The 20,804-nt window shown below is 53.3% G+C and carries 23 protein-coding genes; 16 read left to right on the forward strand and 7 right to left on the reverse strand.

The window, feature by feature from the left end; translation table 11 throughout:
• Nucleotides 1-18: 18 nt before the first annotated feature.
• Entirely contained in the window at nt 19-501 is a 483-nt protein-coding gene (gene smpB / locus JWF83_RS05790) for an SsrA-binding protein SmpB (protein WP_413649252.1), read from the reverse strand.
• Nucleotides 502-659: 158 nt separating this feature from the next.
• Between smpB and JWF83_RS05795 the strand changes: the two genes are divergently transcribed.
• Entirely contained in the window at nt 660-1,094 is a 435-nt protein-coding gene (locus JWF83_RS05795) for a type II toxin-antitoxin system RatA family toxin (protein WP_413649253.1), read from the forward strand.
• A complete protein-coding gene (locus JWF83_RS05800; RefSeq protein ID WP_413649254.1) occupies nt 1,087-1,374 on the forward strand; it encodes an RnfH family protein in 288 nt (95 codons plus the stop codon). Before JWF83_RS05795 ends, JWF83_RS05800 begins: the two co-directional genes overlap by 8 nt.
• 41 nt (nt 1,375-1,415) lie before the next feature.
• On the opposite strand, the gene bamE is transcribed toward JWF83_RS05800, so the two are convergent.
• The 3 genes from bamE to nadK form a co-directional block, all read right to left on the reverse strand.
• A complete protein-coding gene (bamE, locus tag JWF83_RS05805) occupies nt 1,416-1,763 on the reverse strand; it encodes an outer membrane protein assembly factor BamE (protein WP_413649255.1) in 348 nt (115 codons plus the stop codon).
• 372 nt (nt 1,764-2,135) lie between these two features.
• The gene (gene recN / locus JWF83_RS05810; RefSeq protein WP_413649256.1) at nt 2,136-3,797 is read right to left on the reverse strand and encodes a DNA repair protein RecN; all 1,662 of its coding nucleotides are present in this window, start codon (nt 3,795-3,797) and stop codon (nt 2,136-2,138) included.
• An 87-nt stretch (nt 3,798-3,884) separates the two neighbouring features.
• The gene (nadK, locus tag JWF83_RS05815) at nt 3,885-4,763 is read right to left on the reverse strand and encodes an NAD(+) kinase (protein WP_413649257.1); all 879 of its coding nucleotides are present in this window, start codon (nt 4,761-4,763) and stop codon (nt 3,885-3,887) included.
• A 102-nt stretch (nt 4,764-4,865) separates the two neighbouring features.
• Here nadK and grpE point away from each other — a divergent pair, with 102 nt between their 5' ends.
• Entirely contained in the window at nt 4,866-5,471 is a 606-nt protein-coding gene (grpE, locus tag JWF83_RS05820) for a nucleotide exchange factor GrpE (protein WP_413649258.1), read from the forward strand.
• A gap of 62 nt (nt 5,472-5,533) precedes the next feature.
• On the opposite strand, the gene ung is transcribed toward grpE, so the two are convergent.
• Entirely contained in the window at nt 5,534-6,214 is a 681-nt protein-coding gene (gene ung, locus JWF83_RS05825; protein ID WP_413649259.1) for a uracil-DNA glycosylase, read from the reverse strand.
• A gap of 292 nt (nt 6,215-6,506) precedes the next feature.
• On the opposite strand from ung, the gene grcA reads away from it, so the two are divergent.
• The gene (gene grcA, locus JWF83_RS05830; protein ID WP_413649260.1) at nt 6,507-6,890 is read left to right on the forward strand and encodes an autonomous glycyl radical cofactor GrcA; all 384 of its coding nucleotides are present in this window, start codon (nt 6,507-6,509) and stop codon (nt 6,888-6,890) included.
• Between the two features lie 246 nt (nt 6,891-7,136).
• Here the strand turns inward: grcA and srmB are convergent, their stop codons facing one another.
• The gene (srmB, locus tag JWF83_RS05835; protein ID WP_413649261.1) at nt 7,137-8,462 is read right to left on the reverse strand and encodes an ATP-dependent RNA helicase SrmB; all 1,326 of its coding nucleotides are present in this window, start codon (nt 8,460-8,462) and stop codon (nt 7,137-7,139) included.
• A 132-nt stretch (nt 8,463-8,594) separates the two neighbouring features.
• Between srmB and trmN the strand changes: the two genes are divergently transcribed.
• Nucleotides 8,595-9,332, forward strand: coding sequence for a tRNA(1)(Val) (adenine(37)-N(6))-methyltransferase TrmN (gene trmN / locus JWF83_RS05840; RefSeq protein WP_413649262.1), 738 nt, complete (start codon nt 8,595-8,597; stop codon nt 9,330-9,332).
• Here the strand turns inward: trmN and nadB are convergent.
• Entirely contained in the window at nt 9,325-10,935 is a 1,611-nt protein-coding gene (gene nadB, locus JWF83_RS05845; RefSeq protein ID WP_413649263.1) for an L-aspartate oxidase, read from the reverse strand. The two genes, trmN and nadB, sit on opposite strands and share 8 nt — an antisense overlap.
• 467 nt (nt 10,936-11,402) lie before the next feature.
• On the opposite strand from nadB, the gene rpoE reads away from it, so the two are divergent.
• From rpoE to acpS, 11 genes are all read left to right on the forward strand, one after another.
• Nucleotides 11,403-11,978 (forward strand): RNA polymerase sigma factor RpoE, encoded by a 576-nt coding sequence (rpoE, locus tag JWF83_RS05850; RefSeq protein ID WP_413649264.1) that lies wholly within the window; start codon nt 11,403-11,405, stop codon nt 11,976-11,978.
• A 30-nt stretch (nt 11,979-12,008) separates the two neighbouring features.
• On the forward strand, nt 12,009-12,662 hold the full coding sequence (gene rseA, locus JWF83_RS05855) for an anti-sigma-E factor RseA (RefSeq protein ID WP_413649265.1): 654 nt from the start codon (nt 12,009-12,011) through the stop codon (nt 12,660-12,662).
• Nucleotides 12,662-13,615, forward strand: coding sequence for a sigma-E factor regulatory protein RseB (rseB, locus tag JWF83_RS05860; protein WP_413649266.1), 954 nt, complete (start codon nt 12,662-12,664; stop codon nt 13,613-13,615). The genes rseA and rseB overlap by 1 nt, the downstream gene beginning before the upstream one ends.
• Entirely contained in the window at nt 13,612-14,076 is a 465-nt protein-coding gene (gene rseC / locus JWF83_RS05865; RefSeq protein WP_413649267.1) for a SoxR-reducing system protein RseC, read from the forward strand. Before rseB ends, rseC begins: the two co-directional genes overlap by 4 nt.
• Before the next feature lie 243 nt (nt 14,077-14,319).
• Nucleotides 14,320-16,119: a translation elongation factor 4 gene (gene lepA, locus JWF83_RS05870; protein WP_413649268.1), complete on the forward strand. Its 1,800-nt coding sequence runs from the start codon at nt 14,320-14,322 to the stop codon at nt 16,117-16,119.
• A gap of 12 nt (nt 16,120-16,131) precedes the next feature.
• Nucleotides 16,132-17,106 carry a signal peptidase I gene (gene lepB, locus JWF83_RS05875; RefSeq protein WP_413649269.1) on the forward strand — a complete coding sequence of 325 codons (975 nt, stop codon included), beginning with the start codon at nt 16,132-16,134 and terminating at the stop codon, nt 17,104-17,106.
• A gap of 149 nt (nt 17,107-17,255) precedes the next feature.
• Nucleotides 17,256-17,936, forward strand: coding sequence for a ribonuclease III (gene rnc / locus JWF83_RS05880; protein ID WP_413649270.1), 681 nt, complete (start codon nt 17,256-17,258; stop codon nt 17,934-17,936).
• Nucleotides 17,933-18,835: a GTPase Era gene (era, locus tag JWF83_RS05885; RefSeq protein WP_413649271.1), complete on the forward strand. Its 903-nt coding sequence runs from the start codon at nt 17,933-17,935 to the stop codon at nt 18,833-18,835. The genes rnc and era overlap by 4 nt, the downstream gene beginning before the upstream one ends.
• 3 nt (nt 18,836-18,838) lie before the next feature.
• Nucleotides 18,839-19,576 (forward strand): DNA repair protein RecO, encoded by a 738-nt coding sequence (gene recO, locus JWF83_RS05890; RefSeq protein WP_413649272.1) that lies wholly within the window; start codon nt 18,839-18,841, stop codon nt 19,574-19,576.
• Between the two features lie 74 nt (nt 19,577-19,650).
• Nucleotides 19,651-20,382 (forward strand): pyridoxine 5'-phosphate synthase, encoded by a 732-nt coding sequence (gene pdxJ, locus JWF83_RS05895; protein WP_413649273.1) that lies wholly within the window; start codon nt 19,651-19,653, stop codon nt 20,380-20,382.
• Complete coding sequence (gene acpS / locus JWF83_RS05900; protein WP_413649274.1) at nt 20,382-20,762, forward strand: holo-ACP synthase; 381 nt, start codon at nt 20,382-20,384, stop codon at nt 20,760-20,762. Before pdxJ ends, acpS begins: the two co-directional genes overlap by 1 nt.
• The last annotated feature ends 42 nt before the right edge of the window (nt 20,763-20,804 follow it).

A 20,804-nucleotide genomic window follows, 5' to 3' on the forward strand; every position in this document is an offset into this window, starting at 1 on the left:
GCTCGCTGTGCCAGTGGCTTAGCGATTTGCGTGCTTCATGATACGTGCTTTGTCTAACTTCCATTCGCGATCTTTAATATCATCGCGCTTGTCGTGTTCTTTCTTACCCTTCGCTACGCCAATTTTCAGTTTGGCCCAGGCGTTTTTCCAGTACATAGAAAGTGCAACGATAGTGTAACCATCGCGATTCGCCCGGCCATACAGTGAATCCAGCTCGCGCTTTTTCAGCAGCAGCTTACGGCTGCGAGTGGGGTCACAGACGACGTGCGAAGATGCCACGCTCAGCGCCTGGAAGGTTGAGCCAAACAGATAAGCCTCGCCATCACGCAACAGTATGTAGCTGTCGCTGATGTTGGCCTTGCCGGCGCGGAGTGATTTGACTTCCCATCCTTGTAACGAAAGTCCTGCCTCGAACTCTTCTTCAATGAAGTATTCGTGACGGGCGCGTTTGTTCATGGCAATGGTAGCGGAACCGGGTTTATTTGCTTTTTTCTTTGTCATAGTGCGGCTTAGTCTACATCAGGCAGTGAATAATGGCATCCCCTGAACAATACCTGTCGGGGAAATGCGCTATTTTAGCACGCCATTGGCGCCAGAGAATTTTGTTTGATCGCCGGGAATGATATTATTTAACTGTTTTGAGATTAACAGGAATCGATATGGCCCAGATTAGCCGTTCAGCGCTTGTGCCCTATAGCGCCGAACAGATGTACCAGTTAGTGAATGATGTCGACGCTTATCCCGAGTTTCTTCCGGGTTGCACCGGTAGCCGTGTGCTGGAGTTCGCCGAAAATCAGATGACGGCAGCGGTCGATGTCTCTAAAGCGGGTATCAGTAAGACCTTTGTCACCCGTAATACGCTGACTGACAATCAAAGCATTAATATGCAGCTGGTTGATGGGCCGTTTCGTAAGCTGACGGGGGGCTGGAACTTTACGCCGCTCAGCGAAGCCGCCTGCAAAGTTGAACTGAACCTGGAGTTCGAGTTCACCAATATGCTGGTCGAACTGGCTTTCGGGCGCGTGTTTAAAGAGCTGGCCAGCAGTATGGTGCAGGCGTTTACCCAGCGGGCAAAAGAGGTCTATCGTGCCTGATATTGCCGTTGAAGTGGTCTACGCATTGCCGCAAAAGCAGTATCTGCAAAGCGTAAAGCTGGCTGCAGGCAGTACCGTTGAACAGGCGATTAAGGCGTCAGGTATTCTGGAGTTACGTCGCGATATCGATCTTGGCGCAAACAAAGTCGGCGTCTTCAGTCGTCCGGTAAAGCTGGATGACGAAGTGCATGATGGCGATCGTGTTGAGATTTACCGTCCGTTAATTGCGGATCCTAAAGAGCTGCGCCGCCAGCGAGCGGAACGGGCAGCAAAAAAATAAAGGCGCCGGTTGAGCGCCTTTTTTATACCCGCAGTTCACGTTTAGTCTTGAGTGGCGGTGAGCTTAGGCTTGTTATCAATGTTGATCAGCGTGCCGCTGTTGTCGAATGTCAGCGTCAGCGTTTGCTGTTTCACCGGCTGGTGGCCCGGCTGTTCACGGAACACGTAATACCAGGTATTGCTACCAAATGGATCGTGCATCATCGGCGTACCCAGCGTGTAAGCAACCTGTTGTTGCGTCATGCCGGTATGAATTTTTGCAACATCATTAGCCACCAGGTAGTTGCCCTGGTTGATGTCCGGACGGTAAACCACTCGCTCCAGAGTGGAACAGCCAGCGGTCATCATGAGAAGTACCACTGCGGCAGCAGTCAGCGTTTTACAGCGCATTAATTGATTCCTTATTGGGGCTCGACGCCTTGTCTGAGGCGACTTCACCCGGGTCACTAAGCCTTTTTTAGCTCTGGTTGCGCACATCGATAAGAAGAGCCTTGCTCCCTGCGAATTGTGCTGGCCATATCAAACTGCCTGCGGCGATTATGCCCTATACCTTGTGTAGTTGAAACTGCTGTGCTCGGGCCGACGCGATAAATGCCGCCCCCGGGGCCAGGCAGGGATTCAATCCCATACTGCCGTGCTGCAACTCCAATGACTTCAGGTATATAAACCAGGCGATAAGATGCCGATGATAATAAACCTTACCGCAGTTTGAAACCTTTACAGAGCATGCTTATGACCACAGGAATGTAAAAAAGTGCTGGGTCAGGCGGCTAAAAGCTCTTTTGCGTTCGCCAGGGTGTTGCGTGTTACCTCGCTTCCGCCCAGTAACCGCGCCAGTTCTTGCAGGCGTGCACGTTTGTCCAGCGGCTGCATATGGGTTTCTGTCTCTGCGCCATCGGTTTCTTTACTGACAAAGAAGTGATAGTGGCCGCAACCGGCAACCTGTGGCAAGTGGGTGACACACATTACCTGGGTCGATTCACCCAACTGACGCAGCATTTTACCTACGACTGCTGCGGTTGGCCCGCTGATACCAACGTCCACTTCGTCGAAAATCAACGCCGGAGTATCCATTTTCTGTGCGGTAATTACCTGAATCGCCAGGGCAATACGTGAAAGTTCGCCACCAGAAGCCACTTTCGCCAGTGCCTGTAATGGCTGCCCCGGGTTAGTACTGACGCGAAAATCAATGCGGTCGGCGCCGTCAGCGGTGAGTTGTTCCGGGTTGAACTGGATATCAATCGTCAGTTTACCGTGTGGCATCGACAGTTGTTGCATGCTGGCGCTGATCAACTGGCTCAGTTCGCTGGCATAGTGCGCACGACGCTGATGCAGCTGCTGCGCAGTAGCCAGTGCCGCCTGATGATGTTCCATAACCGCACTGCTCAGCGCTTCCTGATCGCTCTCCAGCAGCGACAGCTGCTCCTGCTCATCCAGCAGTTGCTGATGGAATACCGGCAGTTCTTCCGGCGGCACATGGTGCTTACGTGCCAGGTTAATCTGGCGCGACAGGCGCTGTTCCAGTTCATAAAGACGATTTGGATCGAGATCGAGGCGGTCGCAGTAATGACGCAGCTCATCGCTGGCTTCGCTGATTTGAATGGCGGCTTCTTCCAGCATGCTCAATACGCCGCTTAGTTTGTCATCCATGGAAACCAGTTCGCCCATCATCTGGCGCGCGCTGTATAGCAGGCTCTGCAGATTACTGTCATCACCGTCGGCCAGCAGGTGTAAGGCCTGCTGGCTGGTAGATAACAGCTGCCCGCTATTCGCCAGCCGTTTGTACTCTTCATCGATAGTTTCAAATTCGTTGGGCTGCGGTGCGAACTCATTCAGCTCTTTCAACTGATATTGCAGCAGTTCACGCCGCGCTTCACGTTCCTGCGCCAGTTGCTGGTGGCTTGCCAGTTCACGGCAGCTCTGGTGCCAGAGACGATAGCGCGCCGCCATCTCCTGGCTCAGCAGACTTTCATTGGCGTAGGCATCCAGCAGGTTTTTCTGGTGTTCGGGTTTGAGCAGCAGTTGATGCGCGTGCTGGCCATGGATTTGAATCAGCAACTGGCCTAAATCACGCAGCTGAGAGAGGGGAACCGCCGTGCCATTGATAAAGCCACGCGAGCGGCCGTCGCTGCTGATCACCCGGCGCAGCAGGCATTCGCTGCCATCATCCAGATGGTTCTCTTCCAGCCAGCCGCGGGCGGATGGGGTGTTTTTCAGCGCGAAGCGCGCGCAGATATCAGCCCGCGCCGCGCCCTGGCGAACCATATCTGCTTCGGCACGACCGCCGAGACAGAGTCCGAGCGCGTCGATAGCAATCGATTTACCCGCACCGGTCTCGCCGGTAATTGCCGTCATGCCACGCTGAAAATCAATTTCCAGCTCGCGAACGATAGCAAAGTTACTGATGGTCAGTTGTGCCAGCATAATTATTTTCCTGTATGAAAACACAGACATGGTTTTTCATACAGTATAAACTGGTTTTATATACAGTAAAGTAGCGGATGACGATTTTCAGAACAATTTTTTTGACCAGCCCAGTTTAGAGCTTAATGTATTGAAATAGTTGTAGTTCTGTGGATGAATCAGGTTGAGATGGTAGTCACTGCGACGGATCAGCACATCTTCACCTTCCTGAATCGGTAAAGCTATCTGGCTGTCACAGCTAATCTCAAGGTCGTTACGCATATTGGAAAAACGCAGACGAATGGTGCTACTGCTATTAATTACCAACGGGCGCGCCGACAGGGTGTGCGGAAACATCGGCACCAGCGCGATGGCGTCGAGCGAAGGGGTTAAAATAGGTCCGCCGGCGGAAAGCGAATAGGCGGTCGAACCGGTCGGGCTGGAAATAATCAGACCATCTGAGCGTTGTGAGAAAGCGAAGTTTTCATCAATATAAACTTCAAACTCAATCATATGCGCCACTTTTCCCGGATGCAGCACGATTTCATTAATGGCGGTGCCAATACGCGGCGAACACTCTTTTTTGCACACCTGGGCTTCCAGCAAAAAGCGGCTTTCAACCAGGTATTTGCCTTCCAGCACATCGGCAAGTTGTTGCTGGGCATTATCCGGATCGAGATCGGTAAGGAAACCTAAGTTACCGCGGTTAATGCCGATAACTTTGATATCGTAGCGCGCCAGCACGCGCGCCGCGCCGAGCATATTGCCGTCGCCGCCGACCACTACGGCCAGATCGGCACGTTGACCGATATCGGCCAGCGTACCGGTTTCCACATCCTGTAACCCCAGTTCCCGGGCGATTTGCTGTTCAATAATGACTTCGTAGCCTTTTGACGTCAGCCAGCGATAGAGCATTTCATGCGTGGTCAGAGCCGTTGGATGGCGCGGATGGCCGACAATTCCAATGCAGTTGAAATGATTGTTCATTATGCTGGTATTCCTCTGAGGGGATAATCTGCCCCGACAATGTGACTGGCTTCCCTTGAAACCTCGCTTCTGATCCCCATAATAAGCGAACCAGCGAGATGAATGTGCAAAAACGCGGAGAAATTCATGAGTAGTAAAGAACAGAACACACCAAACGAGCAAGTCTCAGATGAGAATGAGATGGAGCTAGTGCAAAACCAGGACGCGGAGACAGCAAACGAGGTGGACCCGCGTGATGAGCGAATTGCTCAGCTGGAAGCCGAACTGGCTCAGTCTCAGAGCGGCGTGCGCGAAGCACAGCTACGCGCGCAGGCTGAAATTGAGAACATTCGTCGCCGCGCCGAACTGGATATTGAGAAAGCGCATAAATTTGCGCTGGAAAAATTTGCTAACGAATTGCTGCCAGTGATCGATAGCCTGGAGCGTGCGCTGGAACTGGCGGATAAAGCCAATCCTGAACTGACCGCGATGATCGAAGGTATCGAGCTGACGCTGAAATCGTTGCTGGATGCGGTGCGTAAATATGGCGTTGAAGTGGTGGGGGAGACTAACGTGCCGTTTAACCCGGACGTTCATCAGGCCATGTCAATGATGGAATCTGAGGATGTGCCGCCGAACCACGTACTGATGGTTATGCAGCGCGGCTACACCCTGAACGGTCGTCTGTTGCGTCCGGCGATGGTGGCAGTGTCAAAAGCCAAATCCTGATCGCCTGACGTGGCCGATATTATCGGCCATCAGATTAAAAAGCACCTTAACCGGTGCTTTTTTTATGCCGGTAAGGCTGGCGTCCAGTCGATGGGCGTTTCACCACGCTCACGCAGATAAGCGTTGGTTTTGGAAAAATGGCCGCAACCGAGAAAGCCGCGATGGGCGGAGAGGGGCGACGGGTGAGGGGCCTGTAACACGTAATGGCGCTGGCGATCGATAATGCTGCCTTTTTTCTGCGCATGTGAGCCCCAGAGTAAAAACACCACCCCTTCACGATGCTGGTTAATCGCCGCAATCACGTTATCGGTAAAGGTTTCCCAGCCAAAACGCGCATGGGAATGGGCTTTGCCGCCTTCGACGGTCAGCACCGTATTCAGCAACATCACTCCCTGCCTGGCCCAGCTCTCCAGAAAGCCATGGTTTGGTCGTGTAAAACCGGGAATATCGCTGGCCAGCTCTTTATACATATTGGCCAGCGAAGGGGGCACCGGGACGCCAGGCAATACCGAAAAGGCCAGCCCGTGCGCCTGATTCGGGCCGTGATAAGGATCCTGGCCGAGGATCACCACCTTAATCGCCCCCAGCTCCGTCAGCCGAAAGGCATTGAACACGTCTTTCTGCGGTGGATAGATGGTCTTGCCGGCGGCACGCTCACTGGCGACGGCGCTGAGCGTGTCGATAAAGTAAGGCTTCTGTTTTTCCTCTGCCAGCACGTCGTGCCAGGTTAATGCGTTGACCATTACATTCTCCCTTGGGGGCCTGTCCCGTTTGATGGCGTAGTTTAACGTTTATCGACGACGGGCAAAACATTAAAAAAAAATTGAAATTTACAAAAATAACCGCAAATAGTTTTAGCGTGAATATTGATATAAATCATAACTTTGTCACAAGTGGCTGATTTGGGCATCGTGAATAATTGATATATATCAAAACTTACCGCCAACAAGGTTGGTATATAATCCTAAGCAAAGCCATTTTAGCAACACCCGCGTCGATCACTGGATCTGCGCTGACAAGCCTGGGAGGCATTACATGATTACCGGAATTCAAATCACCAAAGCCAACGACAGCGCACTGCTGAACTCTTTCTGGTTACTGGATGAAGAACAGGCACAAGCGCGTTGCGTCTGTGCCAAAGCGGGTTACAGTGAAGATCAGCTGGTTAATCTGAGCGATCTGGGCCAGATCGAATATCGTGAAGTGCCGCTGGAAGTGAAACCAGAAGTGCGTATCGAAGGTGGTCAGCATCTGAACGTGAACGTGCTGCGCCGCGAAACTCTGCAGGACGCGGTTAAGCATCCGGAAAACTATCCGCAGCTGACCATTCGTGTGTCTGGCTATGCGGTACGTTTCAACTCGCTGACGCCTGAACAACAGCGTGATGTGATTGCGCGTACTTTTACTGAAAGCCTGTAAAAGACGCCTTGATCAAAAAGGAGCCTGATGGCTCCTTTTTTATTGGCTGCTGAAACTGTCACCAGATCAATTTTTCTGATTTCCATTATAAAATCAAAATGATGACCAGTTAAGCTAGCGCAGTTTTACCGGCAGATTGCATTATTAAACGGTTTGCTGGCATTTCACATCGCTGCACCGGCAGATTGGGCAGCGATCGATAATAAAAAACCGCCTGAAAGGCGGTTTTTCTGTATGCCGGGATAATTATTCAGCGCTTTCGGTTTTCGCTGCGGCGCTTGGTTTGCGGCGCTTACCGACATTTTTGGCGTCGCGATGACGCTTCTTAACCCGCGGTTTTGTCTCTTCGCTCTCTTTTTTCTCTTTACGCTTCTCTAAGACTTTTTTCGATGGCTTGCCTTTCAGCTTCTCGCTTGGCACACGCGTTTTCGGGCGTAGCTCATCAATGGTGCGGGATTTCAGCGGTTCATCGATATAACGGGCGATTTTACCCAGCAGCAGGTGATCGTGCGCTTCAACCAGCGACAGGGCAGTACCTTTCTTACCGGCACGACCGGTACGGCCAATGCGGTGCAGATAGGTATCGGCGGTACGCGGCATATCAAAGTTAAATACGTGACTGATATTATCGATATCAATCCCGCGCGCCGCAACGTCGGTGGCAACCAGCACATTCACCCGGCCTTCGCTCAGGCGTTTAAATGCTTCGTTACGCTTCGCCTGCACCATCTCACCTTCGAGGAAGCTGCTGTTGATACCGGCTTCACGCAACCAGCCTGCCAGCTCATGTACACGCTCACGTTTACGCACAAACACGATCGAGCGGGTGACTTCCGGCTGCTTCAGCAGGTGGATCAGCAACGCGGTCTTATGTTTGATATCGTCGGCGCGATAGTACCACTGCAGGATCTTTTTGCGCTCACGGCGCGCCGGATCGGCTTCGACTTCCACCGGCTCATTCAGAATGCGGCGGGCGAATTCGGTCACCGCTTCGCTTTCCAGCGTGGCAGAGAACAGCATCGTCTGCTTGCGCCAGCGGGTTTCTGCAGCGATAGTTTCGATATCCTGCGCGAAGCCCATATCCAGCATCCGGTCGGCTTCATCAAGGATCAGCGTTTCTACCGCGCGGCAATCAAAATTTTCTTCTTTAATGTATTGCAGCAGGCGTCCGGTGGTGGCGACCACCACATCCTGGTTTTCGCTGAACACTTCTGCGTGGTTCATAAAAGCCACGCCGCCGGTGATGGTGGCGATATCAAGATGGGTATGTTTCGCCAGTTCACGTGCCTGTTCAGCCACCTGCATCGCCAGTTCGCGCGTGGGGGTCAGCACCAGAATACGCGGCGGGCCTGATTTTTTACGCGGGAAATCGATCAGATGCTGCAATGCCGGAAGCAAGAAGGCAGCCGTTTTTCCTGTACCGGTTGGCGCCGAACCCAATACATCACGGCCCTCCAGCGCGGGCGGAATTGCTGCTGCCTGGATCGCGGTTGGGCGAGTGAAGCCTTTTTCCTGCAGGGCATCCAGCAGGCTTTCATCAAGTTCGAGTTCGGAAAAAGTGGTTACAGTCATGGTCTACCTCAGTTTGGGGCGCTGATTATAGACAGATTGAACGCGATCTTCATCTGTTTGTGTTCAGTTGATGACTTTTCTCAAGTCTTATATTGTCCTATGCTAGCGCCGTTTCCCTTTCAGGTCAGTGTTATGTCTCAACAAAAGGCGACTTTGCGCGCCAATGGCTTTACGTTTAAACAGTTTTTTGTTGCCCACGATCGCTGTGCGATGAAGGTGGGCACCGACGGGGTATTGCTTGGCGCCTGGGCGCCGGTAGCCCGTGTCACCCGGGTGCTGGATATTGGCTGCGGCAGTGGTTTGATTGCGCTGATGCTGGCGCAGCGCACCGACGCCAGCGTGCAGGTGGACGGCGTCGAGCTGGATGCTGAAGCGGCAGCGCAGGCGCAGGAGAATTGTGCCGCCTCGCCCTGGGCTTCCCGCCTGACCATTCATCAGCAGGATATTCGCCAGTGGGCGGAGCAGTGTCAGGCGCGCTATTCGCTGATTGTCAGTAATCCGCCTTACTTTGCCGCCGGCTCCGCCTGCGCTTCACCACAGCGGGCGGCGGCGCGCTATACCGATACTCTCGACCACCAGACGTTATTAAGTTGCGCCGAGTTATTAATCAATGAAGAGGGCTTCTTCTGTGTGGTGCTGCCAGCGGATGCCGGCAATCGGTTTGTCGAGATGGCGGTTGCCCGTGGCTGGTTCTTACGTTATCGCACGGATGTGGCAGATAATGAAACCCGTCCGCCGAATCGGGTGATGCTGGCATTGTCGCCGCAAGCGGGCGAGCAGTTTATTGACAGTATGGTGATCCGCGGACCAGACCAGCACTATTCTGAAGCGCATTGCAGTCTGACCCGCGATTTTTATTTATTCAGATAGCGCCGGGTTGCAGGATGGTCGGCAACGCCTGCGGCAGCTGTTCAGGGTAGTCGAGGGTAAAGTGCAGGCCGCGACTCTCTTTCCGCGCCATGGCGCAGCGCACAATCAGTTCCGCTACCTGCACCAGGTTGCGCAGCTCCAGCAGATTGTTGGAAATGCGGAAATTAGCATAGTACTCGTCGATTTCCTGCTGCAGGGTGGTAATACGGCGCAGGGCGCGCTCCAGTCGTTTCGTGGTGCGTACAATACCCACGTAGTCCCACATAAACAGCCGCAGTTCGTGCCAGTTATGCTGAATCACTACCCGTTCATCCGAGTCATCGACCCGGCTTTCATCCCATGCCGGCAGTTGCGCCACTTTTTCGCGCTGCGGCAGATGCTGGTTGATATCCTCAGCGGCTGACCAGCCGTATACCAGGCACTCCAGCAGCGAGTTGGATGCCATTCGATTCGCGCCGTGCAGGCCGGTATAACTCACTTCACCAATCGCATACAGACCGTCCAGATCGGTGCGGCCATGCTGATCGACCACCACGCCGCCGCAGGTATAGTGAGCGGCAGGTACGATGGGAATCGGCTCTTTCGTCAGGTCAAACCCAAACGTCAGCAGTTTTTCGCAGATCATCGGGAAGTGGGCGCGCACAAACTCGGCAGGCTGGTGGCTGATATCCAGATACATACAGTCGGCGCCGAGGCGTTTCATCTCATGGTCAATGGCGCGGGCGACGATATCGCGCGGCGCCAGTTCGCCACGCGGGTCAAAATCCGGCATAAAGCGCGTGCCGTCAGGCCGTATCAGCCAGGCTCCCTCGCCACGCAGTGCTTCCGTCAGCAGAAAGTTACGCGCCTGCGGGTGGAATAAGCAGGTAGGATGGAACTGGTTAAATTCGAGGTTGGCGACCCGACAGCCCGCGCGCCATGCCATGGCAATACCGTCGCCGGAAGCGACATCAGGATTAGTGGTGTACTGATAGACTTTTGCCGCGCCGCCGGTGGCCAGCACAATGGAGCGGGCGCTGCAGGTTTCCACTTTTTCGCGCTTACGGTTCCAGATATAAGCACCGACAACGCGACGCGGACCCGGCAGGCCAATTTTATCCGAGACAATCAGATCGACAGCGTTACTGCGTTCGATAATCCTGATATTCGGGTGACTCAGCGCCTGGCTGACCAGCGTGGTTTCAACCGCTTTGCCGGTGGCATCGGCACTGTGCAAAATGCGGCGATGGCTGTGACCGCCTTCGCGTGTCAGGTGATAGTGCTGTTCGCCATTGGCGCGGGTCTCTTTGTCAAACAGCACGCCGTTGTCGATCAGCCACTGCACGCAGTGGCGGGCATTACTGGCGATAAACGACACCGCTGCGCGGTCGCAGAGGCCGTCCCCGGCAATCAGCGTATCTTCGATATGCGATTCAATGCTGTCGGTTTCATCAAACACGGCGGCGATGCCGCCCTGCGCATAGAATGTTGAGCCTTCGCTTACCGGCCCTTTGCTTAGCACGGTGACCTGATGCTTTTCGGCCAGTCGCAACGCCAGGGAGAGCCCTGCAGCGCCACTGCCTATAATCAACACGTCACAGCTGTAATCGGTCGAATGGGTCATGATGTTTAATTTACTAAACAGGTTGTTTGCTGAGCATAGCACTCAAATTCAGCGAGAAAAAAGCCTTTTTTCCGTGTCAGCCTCACAGGGTTGTAATAATTCTGTTGGCACCCGCGCAGGAAATCATTGGCTTAACGTTGGTTTTTGCGGCGTTATGTTTAATATTGCGAACTTTCGCGAATAAACGGCTTTTAGAGATGAAAAGCGCGGCTCCATGCGTTACTCTGCGGGCGTCCGTCGGGATTCATATCGGCAGCAGATATGAAAGTAAGGTGGTGGCATACACTTTATCAGAATGCAAAATAACCATGTGAAGTGTAAAAACAGCCCGATGCTGCGACAAAAATAATGGCGTAACTGAACTAATCATCAAATGGCTCCTCTAAGCGAGTGCTTGCTCAGAAAGTTGAGTCATTGCTGGTTATTCGATTACGCGTGGAGACAGATTTGGGGAGACATTACCTCGGATGAGCGAGCAGTTAACGGATCAGGTTCTCGTTGAACGAGTGCAGAATGGAGATCAGAAGTCATTCAATTTACTGGTGATTCGCTACCAGCATAAAGTGGCAAGCCTGGTTTCGCGCTACGTTCCGTCAGGTGACGTGCCTGATGTGGTACAAGAATCGTTTATTAAAGCCTACCGCGCACTGGAGTCATTCCGTGGCGATAGCGCGTTTTATACCTGGCTGTACCGTATTGCGGTGAATACCGCAAAGAATTACCTGGTTGCTCAGGGGCGCCGTCCGCCATCCAGCGATGTGGATGCGATTGATGCGGAAAACTTCGAAAGTGCAGGCGCACTGAAAGAAATTTCGAACCCTGAGAACTTAATGTTGTCTGAAGAATTGAAACAGATAGTGTTTCGTACCATTGAGTCACTCCCTGAAGACCTGCGCATGGCGATTACCCTGCGTGAGTTAGATGGCCTAAGCTATGAAGAGATAGCAGCCATTATGGATTGCCCGGTCGGTACTGTGCGTTCACGTATCTTCCGTGCACGCGAAGCTATCGATAATAAAGTTCAACCGCTTATCCAACGTTAGCGATAACGGACACAGGAAGGGTACTAAGGCATGCAGAAAGAAAAACTTTCCGCTTTAATGGATGGTGAGGCTTTGGATAACGAAGTTTTATCCGCATTGTCTAAAGACGCCACACTGCAGCAAAGCTGGGAAAGCTATCATCTGATCCGCGACACAATGCGTGGTGATGTCGGCGAGTTTGTGCATTTTGATATTGCGGCACGTGTTGCTGCGGCTATCGAAAACGAACCTGTCCGCAAGGTGACTACGCTTATTCCGGAAGTGCAGCCAAAGCCAGAACGTTGGGAAAAAATGCCTTTCTGGCACAAAGTGCGTCCATGGGCCACGCAGATCACCCAAATTGGTGTGGCGGCCTGCGTATCACTGGCAGTCATTGTCGGTGTCCAGCAGTACAATCAGCCTCAGCAAGATGGCGGCCAGCAATCTGATTCACCGGTATTCAACACCTTACCGATGATGGGTAAAGCTTCTCCGGTGAGTTTAGGCGTGCCAGCGGACAGTGCCAACGCCACCAATGCGCCACAGCAGGTGCAGGAGCAACGCCGTCGCGTCAATGCATTGTTGCAGGATTACGAATTGCAGCGCCGTTTGCATTCGGAACAGCTTCAGTTTGAACAGAGCGGGCCTCAACAAGCGGCCGCTCAGGTTCCAGGAACTCAGTCTTTAGGAACGCAGCAGCAGTAATGAAGCAATTCTGGTATGCCGTTAGCCTTATGGCTGGCAGCCTGATGTATTCATCTGTCGCCCCGGCGGAAACCACCTCCGGGGCGCTGTTACAACAGATGGAACAGGCCAGTCAGTCCCTCAACTATGAACTCGCCTATATCAATGTCTCCAGGCTGGGGATTGAATCGTTACGTTATCGTCATGCTATCGTCGACAATAAAGTGTTCGCACAGTTGTTGCAGATGGATGGCCCGCGGCGTGAAATTATTCAGCGTGGTAATGACATCAGCTATTTTGAGCCGGGTCTCGAACCCTTTACGCTCAATGGCGGCTATATAGTCGACTCTCTGCCCTCGGTAGTGAATGCTGACTTCAAACAGTTGACCACCAGCTATGACTTTATCTCCGTTGGCCGTACGCGTATCGCTGACCAGCTGTGCGAAGTGATTCGCATTGTGGCGCGCGATGGTACGCGCTACAGCTATATCGTCTGGCTCGACAGCGACACGAAATTGCCGCTGCGCGTCGATTTGCTCGATCGTGATGGTGAGACGCTGGAGCAGTACCGGGTGGTGAGTTTCGCCGTTGATGATGGCGTGCGCACCATGATGCAGGGTCTGAGCAAAGCCAATCTGCCGCCTTCGCTTTCGGTGCCCACGGCGGAAAAGGTCAGCTTTAACTGGCAACCGGGCTGGCTGCCGGAGGGAATGAAACAGGTGTCGCAGAGCCGCCGCAATATCCCTTCGCTGAATAAGCCGGTTGAATCACGACTTTACTCGGATGGCCTGTTTAGTTTGTCGATCAATATTAGTCCGGCGGATAAAAGCAGCGCTGCGCAGCTATTGCGCACAGGACGCCGTACGGTGCAGACTGTAGTGCGCGATAATGCAGAGATTACGGTGGTCGGTGAAATTCCACCGTCGACCAGCAAACGCATTGCTGACAGTGTTGATCTTGGAACAAGCAAATGATGAGAGAGTGGGCCACGGTGGTTTCGTGGCAAGACGGAGTGGCAACCCTGCATTCCGAAATCAAAACCTCCTGCAATAGCTGCTCGGCACGTAAGGGCTGCGGCAGCCATATGCTGAATAAACTGGGCCCGAAAGATGCCCACGTGATGCAGATCGCCAGCAAACAGCCATTGCAGGCGGGCCAGCGTATTGAGCTGGGTATCAAAGAGAGCAGCCTGCTGGGTTCGGCGCTGTTGGTGTATATGACGCCATTAGTCGGCCTGTTTCTGTTTTCTGGTCTGTTCCAGTCGCTGTTTCACAGTGATTTAGCCGCGGCGGCGGGAGCCCTGGTAGGGGGAATCGGCGGTTTTATTGTCGCGAAAGGCATTTCTACGCGTTTTGGCGATCGTGAAGCCTTCCAGCCGATTATTTTAAGTATCTCTTTACCTGCTGAAGTGCTGCGCGTCGAAAGTGAAATTTAGCTGGCCAGGCCGCACTGGCGCTGGCCCGCCATTATTTTATCGCTGTAATTATCTGCTTAATCCTGCTGAAATTCCCCCCACGCGCTTTTTCTTCTCTTTATCGCTCGCTGTCGATGATTCCACGACTCTGATATGTAGTGTAGAATGCAGCCTTTCGGACAAAAGTCCGCCTGTGAAATTACGCTCTGCGCAGATTAGCTGTCGCGGGAGTTTCAGCATTTGTAAGGCAGAAAAATCTCTATAATGAAGCACATACGAAATTTCTCCATCATCGCACACATTGACCACGGCAAATCAACGCTCTCTGACCGTCTGATTCAGATTTGCGGCGGCTTAAGCGAACGCGAAATGGCTGCGCAGGTTCTGGATTCAATGGATTTGGAACGTGAGCGTGGCATTACAATTAAGGCGCAGAGCGTAACGCTCGATTATAAAGCGCTGAACGGTGAAACTTACCAGCTCAATTTTATCGACACTCCGGGCCACGTTGACTTCTCTTATGAAGTTTCACGTTCGCTCGCCGCCTGCGAAGGTGCGTTGTTGGTGGTTGACGCAGGGCAGGGCGTGGAAGCGCAAACCCTGGCGAACTGCTATACCGCAATGGAAATGGATCTGGAAGTGGTGCCGGTGCTGAACAAGATTGACCTGCCAGCGGCCGATCCCGATCGCGTGGCTCAGGAAATCGAAGATATTGTCGGTATTGATGCCACCGACGCGGTGCGTTGCTCGGCGAAGACCGGTGTTGGCGTGCCTGACGTGCTGGAACGTCTGGTGCGTGATATTCCGGCGCCGGAAGGTGATCCGCAGGCGCCGCTGCAGGCGCTGATTATCGACTCCTGGTTCGATAACTATCTTGGCGTGGTTTCGCTGGTGCGTATTAAAAACGGCACCATGCGCAAAGGCGACAAAATTAAAGTCATCAGTACCGGTCAGGTGTATAACGCCGATCGGCTGGGGATTTTTACCCCGAAGCGCGTCGATCGCGATGTGCTTAACTGCGGCGAAGTTGGCTGGCTGGTGTGTGCGATTAAAGACATCCTCGGCGCGCCAGTGGGCGATACCCTGACTTTAGCGCGCAATCCGGCGGATAAAGCGCTGCCAGGCTTCAAAAAAGTGAAGCCGCAGGTTTATGCCGGTCTGTTCCCTATCAGCTCTGATGATTATGAAGCCTTCCGCGATGCGCTGGGTAAACTGAGCCTGAACGATGCCTCCTTGTTCTACGAGCCGGAAAGCTCTACCGCGCTGGGCTTTGGCTTCCGCTGCGGCTTCCTTGGCTTGCTGCATATGGAGATCATTCAGGAGCGTCTGGAGCGTGAATACGATCTTGAACTGATTACCACTGCGCCAACCGTAGTGTATGAAGTGGAAACCACCGCCGGTGAGACGGTGTATGTCGACAGCCCGTCCAAGCTGCCGGCGCTGAATAATATCGCGGAACTGCGTGAGCCGATTGCTGAGTGTCATATGCTGTTGCCGCAGGAGTTCCTTGGTAACGTGATCACGCTATGTATTGAGAAGCGTGGCATGCAGACCAATATGGTTTACCACGGTAACCAGGTCGCACTGACGTATGAAATTCCGATGGCGGAAGTGGTTCTCGACTTCTTTGACCGTCTGAAATCCACTTCACGTGGTTATGCGTCACTTGATTATAATTTTAAACGTTTTCAAACCTCTGACATGGTACGTGTTGACGTGCTGATTAACGCCGAGCGGGTTGATGCGCTGGCGCTGATCACGCACCGTGATAACTCGCAGTATCGTGGCCGCGAACTGGTGGAAAAGATGAAAGAACTGATCCCACGCCAGCAGTTCGATATCGCGATTCAGGCAGCAATTGGCAACCATATTATTGCCCGTTCTACCGTCAAACAGCTGCGTAAAAACGTTCTGGCCAAGTGTTATGGCGGTGACGTCAGCCGTAAGAAAAAACTGTTGCAGAAACAGAAAGATGGTAAGAAACGTATGAAACAGGTCGGTAACGTTGAGCTGCCGCAGGAAGCGTTCCTTGCCATTCTTCATGTTGGCAAAGACAGCAAATAAGGAAATCGTTTAATGGCTAATACCTTCGCCCTGATTCTGGCGATAGCAACATTGATTACCGGCATTATCTGGTGTCTCGATAAGTTCCGGCTGGCGCCTGCGCGCCGGGCGAAACTGGCGGCCGTTCGCGCCCAAACCGGTAATGCCGTCGATGAAAAGACGCTGGCTAAAGTGGCTAAACAGCCTGGTTGGGTCGAAACCGCAGCATCGGTATTCCCGGTGCTGGCGGTGGTATTTGTCGTGCGTTCGTTTGTCTACGAGCCATTCCAGATCCCTTCCGGCTCAATGATGCCAACTTTGCTGATCGGTGACTTTATCCTGGTGGAGAAATTCGCCTATGGTATTAAGGATCCGATTACCCAGACGACACTGATCCCGACCGGACAACCAAAACGTGGCGATATTGCCGTGTTTAAATATCCGAAAGATCCAAGTCTGGATTATATTAAACGCGTGGTAGGTTTGCCGGGCGACCGGGTGAGCTATGATCCGGACAATAAAACTGTCACCATTAATCCGGCTTGTGATCAGGGGCAGTCATGCAGCAGCGCGCTGCCGGTGACCTATTCCGATGTGCAGCCAAGCGACTTTATTCAGACCTTTAGCGGTTTTTCCGGTAATGAATCCGGCAACGGTTTCTTCGAAGTGCCGCAGGGCGAATCGATGAAGGGCGGTCTGCGCCTGGCAACGCGTAAGGAAACGCTGGGTGATGTCACTCATCGCATTTTGCTGGTAACGGAAGCACAGAGCCAGCCGGGTATGTACTATCGTCAGCCAGGCCAGCCGCAGTCAACATGGGTGGTGCCGCAGGGCCAGTACTTTATGATGGGTGACAACCGCGATAACAGCGCCGATAGCCGTTATTGGGGTTTTGTGCCGGAAAGAAATCTGGTTGGTAAAGCGACCACTATCTGGATGAGCTTTGAGAAGCAAGAAGGTGAGTGGCCGACTGGCGTTCGCCTGAGCCGTATTGGCGGTATTCATTGATTGTCGCCCGCAGTAATGCGGGCAAAAAAGATATCCAAAGGTTGGCTTCCTGCGGGAAGCCACTGCAAACGAAACTGTTTAGTGTTGGTTTTTAAGTCAGCCCTGTTCCGTGTGCAGAATAATTGACGCATTCTTGAAATTGGTAACGCATGAACCCCATCGTAATTAACAGGCTGCAGCAAAAGCTGGGCTACACTTTTACTCATCAGGAATTATTGCAGCAGGCATTAACCCATCGTAGTGCCAGCAGCAAACATAATGAACGACTTGAATTCCTTGGCGACTCTATTCTTAGTTATGTCATTGCAAATGCCCTTTATCAGCGTTTCCCGCGGGTAGATGAAGGTGATATGAGCCGCATGCGCGCCACGCTGGTGCGTGGAAACACGCTGGCGGAGATGGCGCGCGAGTTCGATCTCGGTGAGTGTTTACGTCTGGGCCCGGGTGAACTAAAAAGCGGCGGTTACCGCCGTGAGTCAATTCTGGCCGATACTGTCGAAGCTCTGATTGGCGGCGTATTCCTGGATAGTAATATTCAGACCGTCGAACAATTGATCCTTAACTGGTATCAGTCACGCCTCGATCAGATTAGCCCGGGCGACAAACAGAAAGATCCAAAAACGCGTCTGCAGGAGTATCTGCAGGGTCGCCATTTGCCGCTGCCCTCCTATCTGGTGGTGCAGGTGCGTGGCGAAGCGCATGACCAGGAATTTACTATTCACTGTCAGGTGAGCGGTATGGCAGAACCGGTGGTGGGCGCCGGATCAAGCCGTCGCAAAGCTGAACAGGCAGCGGCCGAACAGGCGCTGATTAAGTTAGGACTCGAATGAGCGAACAACAGACCCATTGCGGCTTTATTGCTATTGTAGGCCGCCCGAACGTTGGTAAATCTACGCTGCTAAACCAGTTACTGGGGCAGAAGATTTCCATTACCTCGCGTAAACCACAGACGACCCGTCACCGTATTATGGGGATCCACACTGAAGGTGTGTATCAGGCCATTTACGTGGATACCCCGGGCTTGCACATGGAAGAAAAACGCGCCATTAACCGGTTAATGAACCGCGCTGCCAGTAGCTCCATCGGTGATGTTGAGCTGGTGATCTTTGTGGTTGAAGGGACGCGCTGGACCGCCGACGATGAAATGGTGCTGAACAAGCTGAAAGACAACCGGGTGCCGGTGCTGTTAGCGATCAATAAAGTTGATAACGTCACCGATAAAAGCATTCTGCTGCCGCATATGCAGTTCCTCAGCCAGCAGATGGAGTTTATGGATCTGGTGCCGATCTCGGCGGAAAGCGGCAAAAATGTCGATACCATTGCCAGCATCGTGCGCAAGCGTCTGCCGGTGGCGGATCACCACTTCCCGGAAGACTACATTACCGACCGCTCACAGCGTTTTATGGCCTCGGAAATTATCCGTGAGAAACTGATGCGTTTTCTCGGTGCCGAGCTGCCCTATTCGGTGACGGTGGAAATTGAGCGCTTTATTACTAACGAGCGTGGTGGCTACGATATTAATGGCCTGATTCTGGTAGAACGTGATGGCCAGAAGAAGATGGTGATTGGTAACAAAGGCGCCAAAATCAAAACCATCGGTATTGAAGCGCGTAAAGATATGGAAGATATGTTTGAGGCGAAAGTACACCTTGAACTGTGGGTTAAAGTGAAGTCCGGCTGGGCGGATGACGAACGTGCGCTGCGCAGTCTGGGCTACGTTGACGACTAATTAATGGAAGGCTGGCAACGCGCGTTTGTCCTGCATGGACGTCCTTACAGCGAAACCAGTCTGCTGTTAGATCTGTTTACCGAAAGCCACGGACGGGTGCGGGTACTGGCGAAAGGTGCCCGCGCAAAACGCTCTAACCTGAAAGGCGCGCTACAGCCTTTTACGCCGTTGTTGATCCGCTGGGGCGGACGCGGTGAAGTCAAAACCCTGCGCGGCGCTGAAGCTGTTTCGCTGTCACTGCCGCTCAGCGGTATTACCCTCTACTGTGGTCTGTACGTCAATGAGCTGGTCTCGCGCGTGCTGCAACACGAAACTGCCTTCCCGGAACTGTTCTTCGACTATCTGCACTGTATCCAGAGCTTAGCCGCCGCCAGAGGTTCGCCGGAACCGGCACTGCGTCGCTTTGAGCTGGCGATGCTCGGTCATCTGGGCTACGGCGTTGATTTTCTGCACTGCGCAGGCAGCGGGGAAGAAGTAGCCGATGAGATGACCTACAGCTACCGCGAAGAGAGAGGCTTTATTGCCAGTCTGGTGATCAATAACCGCAGCTTTACCGGCCGTCAACTGCGCGCCCTGTACGAGCGTGAGTTTCCGGATGCAGACAGCTTACGCGCGGCAAAGCGCTTTACCCGTATGGCGCTAAAACCCTGGCTCGGCGGCAAACCGCTTAAAAGCCAGGAGCTTTTCCGTCAGTTTGTGCCGAAAAAACGTGCAGACGCACCGCCTCCGGTCGCAGAATAGCAGCAGGTAGTTCCGGCAGCTGTGCTGAACGTTGTAAACTGCCCCCTGTCTTTCGCAAAAATCTGAGGATTGTCATGGCTGAGTTGTTGTTAGGCGTCAATATCGATCACGTAGCTACCGTGCGTAATGCGCGTGGTACCCACTATCCCGATCCGGTTCAGGCGGCTTTTGTCTCTGAGCAGGCTGGCGCAGACGGTATCACCGTGCATCTGCGTGAAGATCGTCGTCATATTACCGACCGTGACGTGCGTATTTTACGGCAGACGATCCAGACGCGAATGAATCTTGAAATGGCGGTGACCGATGAAATGGTAGGCATCGCCTGCGAAGTGAAACCGCATTTTTGTTGCCTGGTGCCGGAAAAACGTCAGGAAGTGACAACCGAAGGCGGGCTGGATGTGGCCGGTCAGCTGGCTAAAGTCAGCGCGGCGGTAACGCGTCTGAATGCGGCTGGCATTCTGGTTTCGCTGTTTATTGATGCCGATGAGCGCCAGATTGATGCGGCGGCGGCCTCCGGCGCCCCTTATATTGAGATTCATACCGGTGCTTATGCGGATGCGGAAGAGGGCGCGGCACGTGATGCCGAGCTGGCGCGCATCCGTACTGCGGCCACCTATGCCGCCGCTAAAGGCCTGAAAGTGAATGCCGGACACGGTCTGACCTATCACAATGTGCTGCCGATTGCCGCGTTGCCGGAGATGCATGAACTGAATATCGGCCACGCTATTATTGGTCGTGCGGTAATGACTGGCCTTGCTGATGCGGTGAAAGAGATGAAGCAGCTGATGCGGGAAGCGCGTCGTTAATGGCTATTCTTGGTCTGGGGACGGATATTGTCGAGATCGCGCGCATTGAGGGGGTGATCTCCCGTTCTGGCGATCGGCTGGCACAGCGGGTACTCAGCACTAACGAATGGGCGCAATATCAGGCGCATCAGCAGCCGGTGCGCTTTCTGGCGAAGCGTTTTGCGGTGAAAGAGGCCGCCGCTAAAGCCTTTGGTACCGGCATCCGTGGCGGCTTAGCCTTTAACCAGTTTGAAGTCTATAACGATGAGCTGGGTAAACCGGGGCTGCGCTTCTTCCAGCATGCGGCGGAAGTAGCAGAAAAACTCGGGGTGAAATATGTGCATGTCACGCTGGCGGATGAGCGCAATTACGCCTGTGCCACGGTAATTATCGAGAATTAGCTGATATTACCGTTAGGGCGGCAGCTATGCCGCCCTAACGGT

The organism is Pantoea sp. B65 (assembly GCF_047308185.1).
GTDB lineage: Bacteria > Pseudomonadota > Gammaproteobacteria > Enterobacterales > Enterobacteriaceae > Erwinia.

Coding starts and splice junctions, on each gene's coding strand:
- smpB (WP_413649252.1), bottom strand. CDS start 501: ATGACAAAGAAAAAAGCAAATAAACCCGGTTCCGCTACCATTGCCATG.
- JWF83_RS05795 (WP_413649253.1), top strand. CDS start 660: ATGGCCCAGATTAGCCGTTCAGCGCTTGTGCCCTATAGCGCCGAACAG.
- bamE (WP_413649255.1), bottom strand. CDS start 1,763: ATGCGCTGTAAAACGCTGACTGCTGCCGCAGTGGTACTTCTCATGATG.
- recN (WP_413649256.1), bottom strand. CDS start 3,797: ATGCTGGCACAACTGACCATCAGTAACTTTGCTATCGTTCGCGAGCTG.
- nadK (WP_413649257.1), bottom strand. CDS start 4,763: ATGAACAATCATTTCAACTGCATTGGAATTGTCGGCCATCCGCGCCAT.
- grpE (WP_413649258.1), top strand. CDS start 4,866: ATGTGCAAAAACGCGGAGAAATTCATGAGTAGTAAAGAACAGAACACA.
- ung (WP_413649259.1), bottom strand. CDS start 6,214: ATGGTCAACGCATTAACCTGGCACGACGTGCTGGCAGAGGAAAAACAG.
- grcA (WP_413649260.1), top strand. CDS start 6,507: ATGATTACCGGAATTCAAATCACCAAAGCCAACGACAGCGCACTGCTG.
- srmB (WP_413649261.1), bottom strand. CDS start 8,462: ATGACTGTAACCACTTTTTCCGAACTCGAACTTGATGAAAGCCTGCTG.
- trmN (WP_413649262.1), top strand. CDS start 8,595: ATGTCTCAACAAAAGGCGACTTTGCGCGCCAATGGCTTTACGTTTAAA.
- nadB (WP_413649263.1), bottom strand. CDS start 10,935: ATGACCCATTCGACCGATTACAGCTGTGACGTGTTGATTATAGGCAGT.
- rpoE (WP_413649264.1), top strand. CDS start 11,403: ATGAGCGAGCAGTTAACGGATCAGGTTCTCGTTGAACGAGTGCAGAAT.
- rseA (WP_413649265.1), top strand. CDS start 12,009: ATGCAGAAAGAAAAACTTTCCGCTTTAATGGATGGTGAGGCTTTGGAT.
- rseB (WP_413649266.1), top strand. CDS start 12,662: ATGAAGCAATTCTGGTATGCCGTTAGCCTTATGGCTGGCAGCCTGATG.
- rseC (WP_413649267.1), top strand. CDS start 13,612: ATGATGAGAGAGTGGGCCACGGTGGTTTCGTGGCAAGACGGAGTGGCA.
- lepA (WP_413649268.1), top strand. CDS start 14,320: ATGAAGCACATACGAAATTTCTCCATCATCGCACACATTGACCACGGC.
- lepB (WP_413649269.1), top strand. CDS start 16,132: ATGGCTAATACCTTCGCCCTGATTCTGGCGATAGCAACATTGATTACC.
- rnc (WP_413649270.1), top strand. CDS start 17,256: ATGAACCCCATCGTAATTAACAGGCTGCAGCAAAAGCTGGGCTACACT.
- era (WP_413649271.1), top strand. CDS start 17,933: ATGAGCGAACAACAGACCCATTGCGGCTTTATTGCTATTGTAGGCCGC.
- recO (WP_413649272.1), top strand. CDS start 18,839: ATGGAAGGCTGGCAACGCGCGTTTGTCCTGCATGGACGTCCTTACAGC.
- pdxJ (WP_413649273.1), top strand. CDS start 19,651: ATGGCTGAGTTGTTGTTAGGCGTCAATATCGATCACGTAGCTACCGTG.
- acpS (WP_413649274.1), top strand. CDS start 20,382: ATGGCTATTCTTGGTCTGGGGACGGATATTGTCGAGATCGCGCGCATT.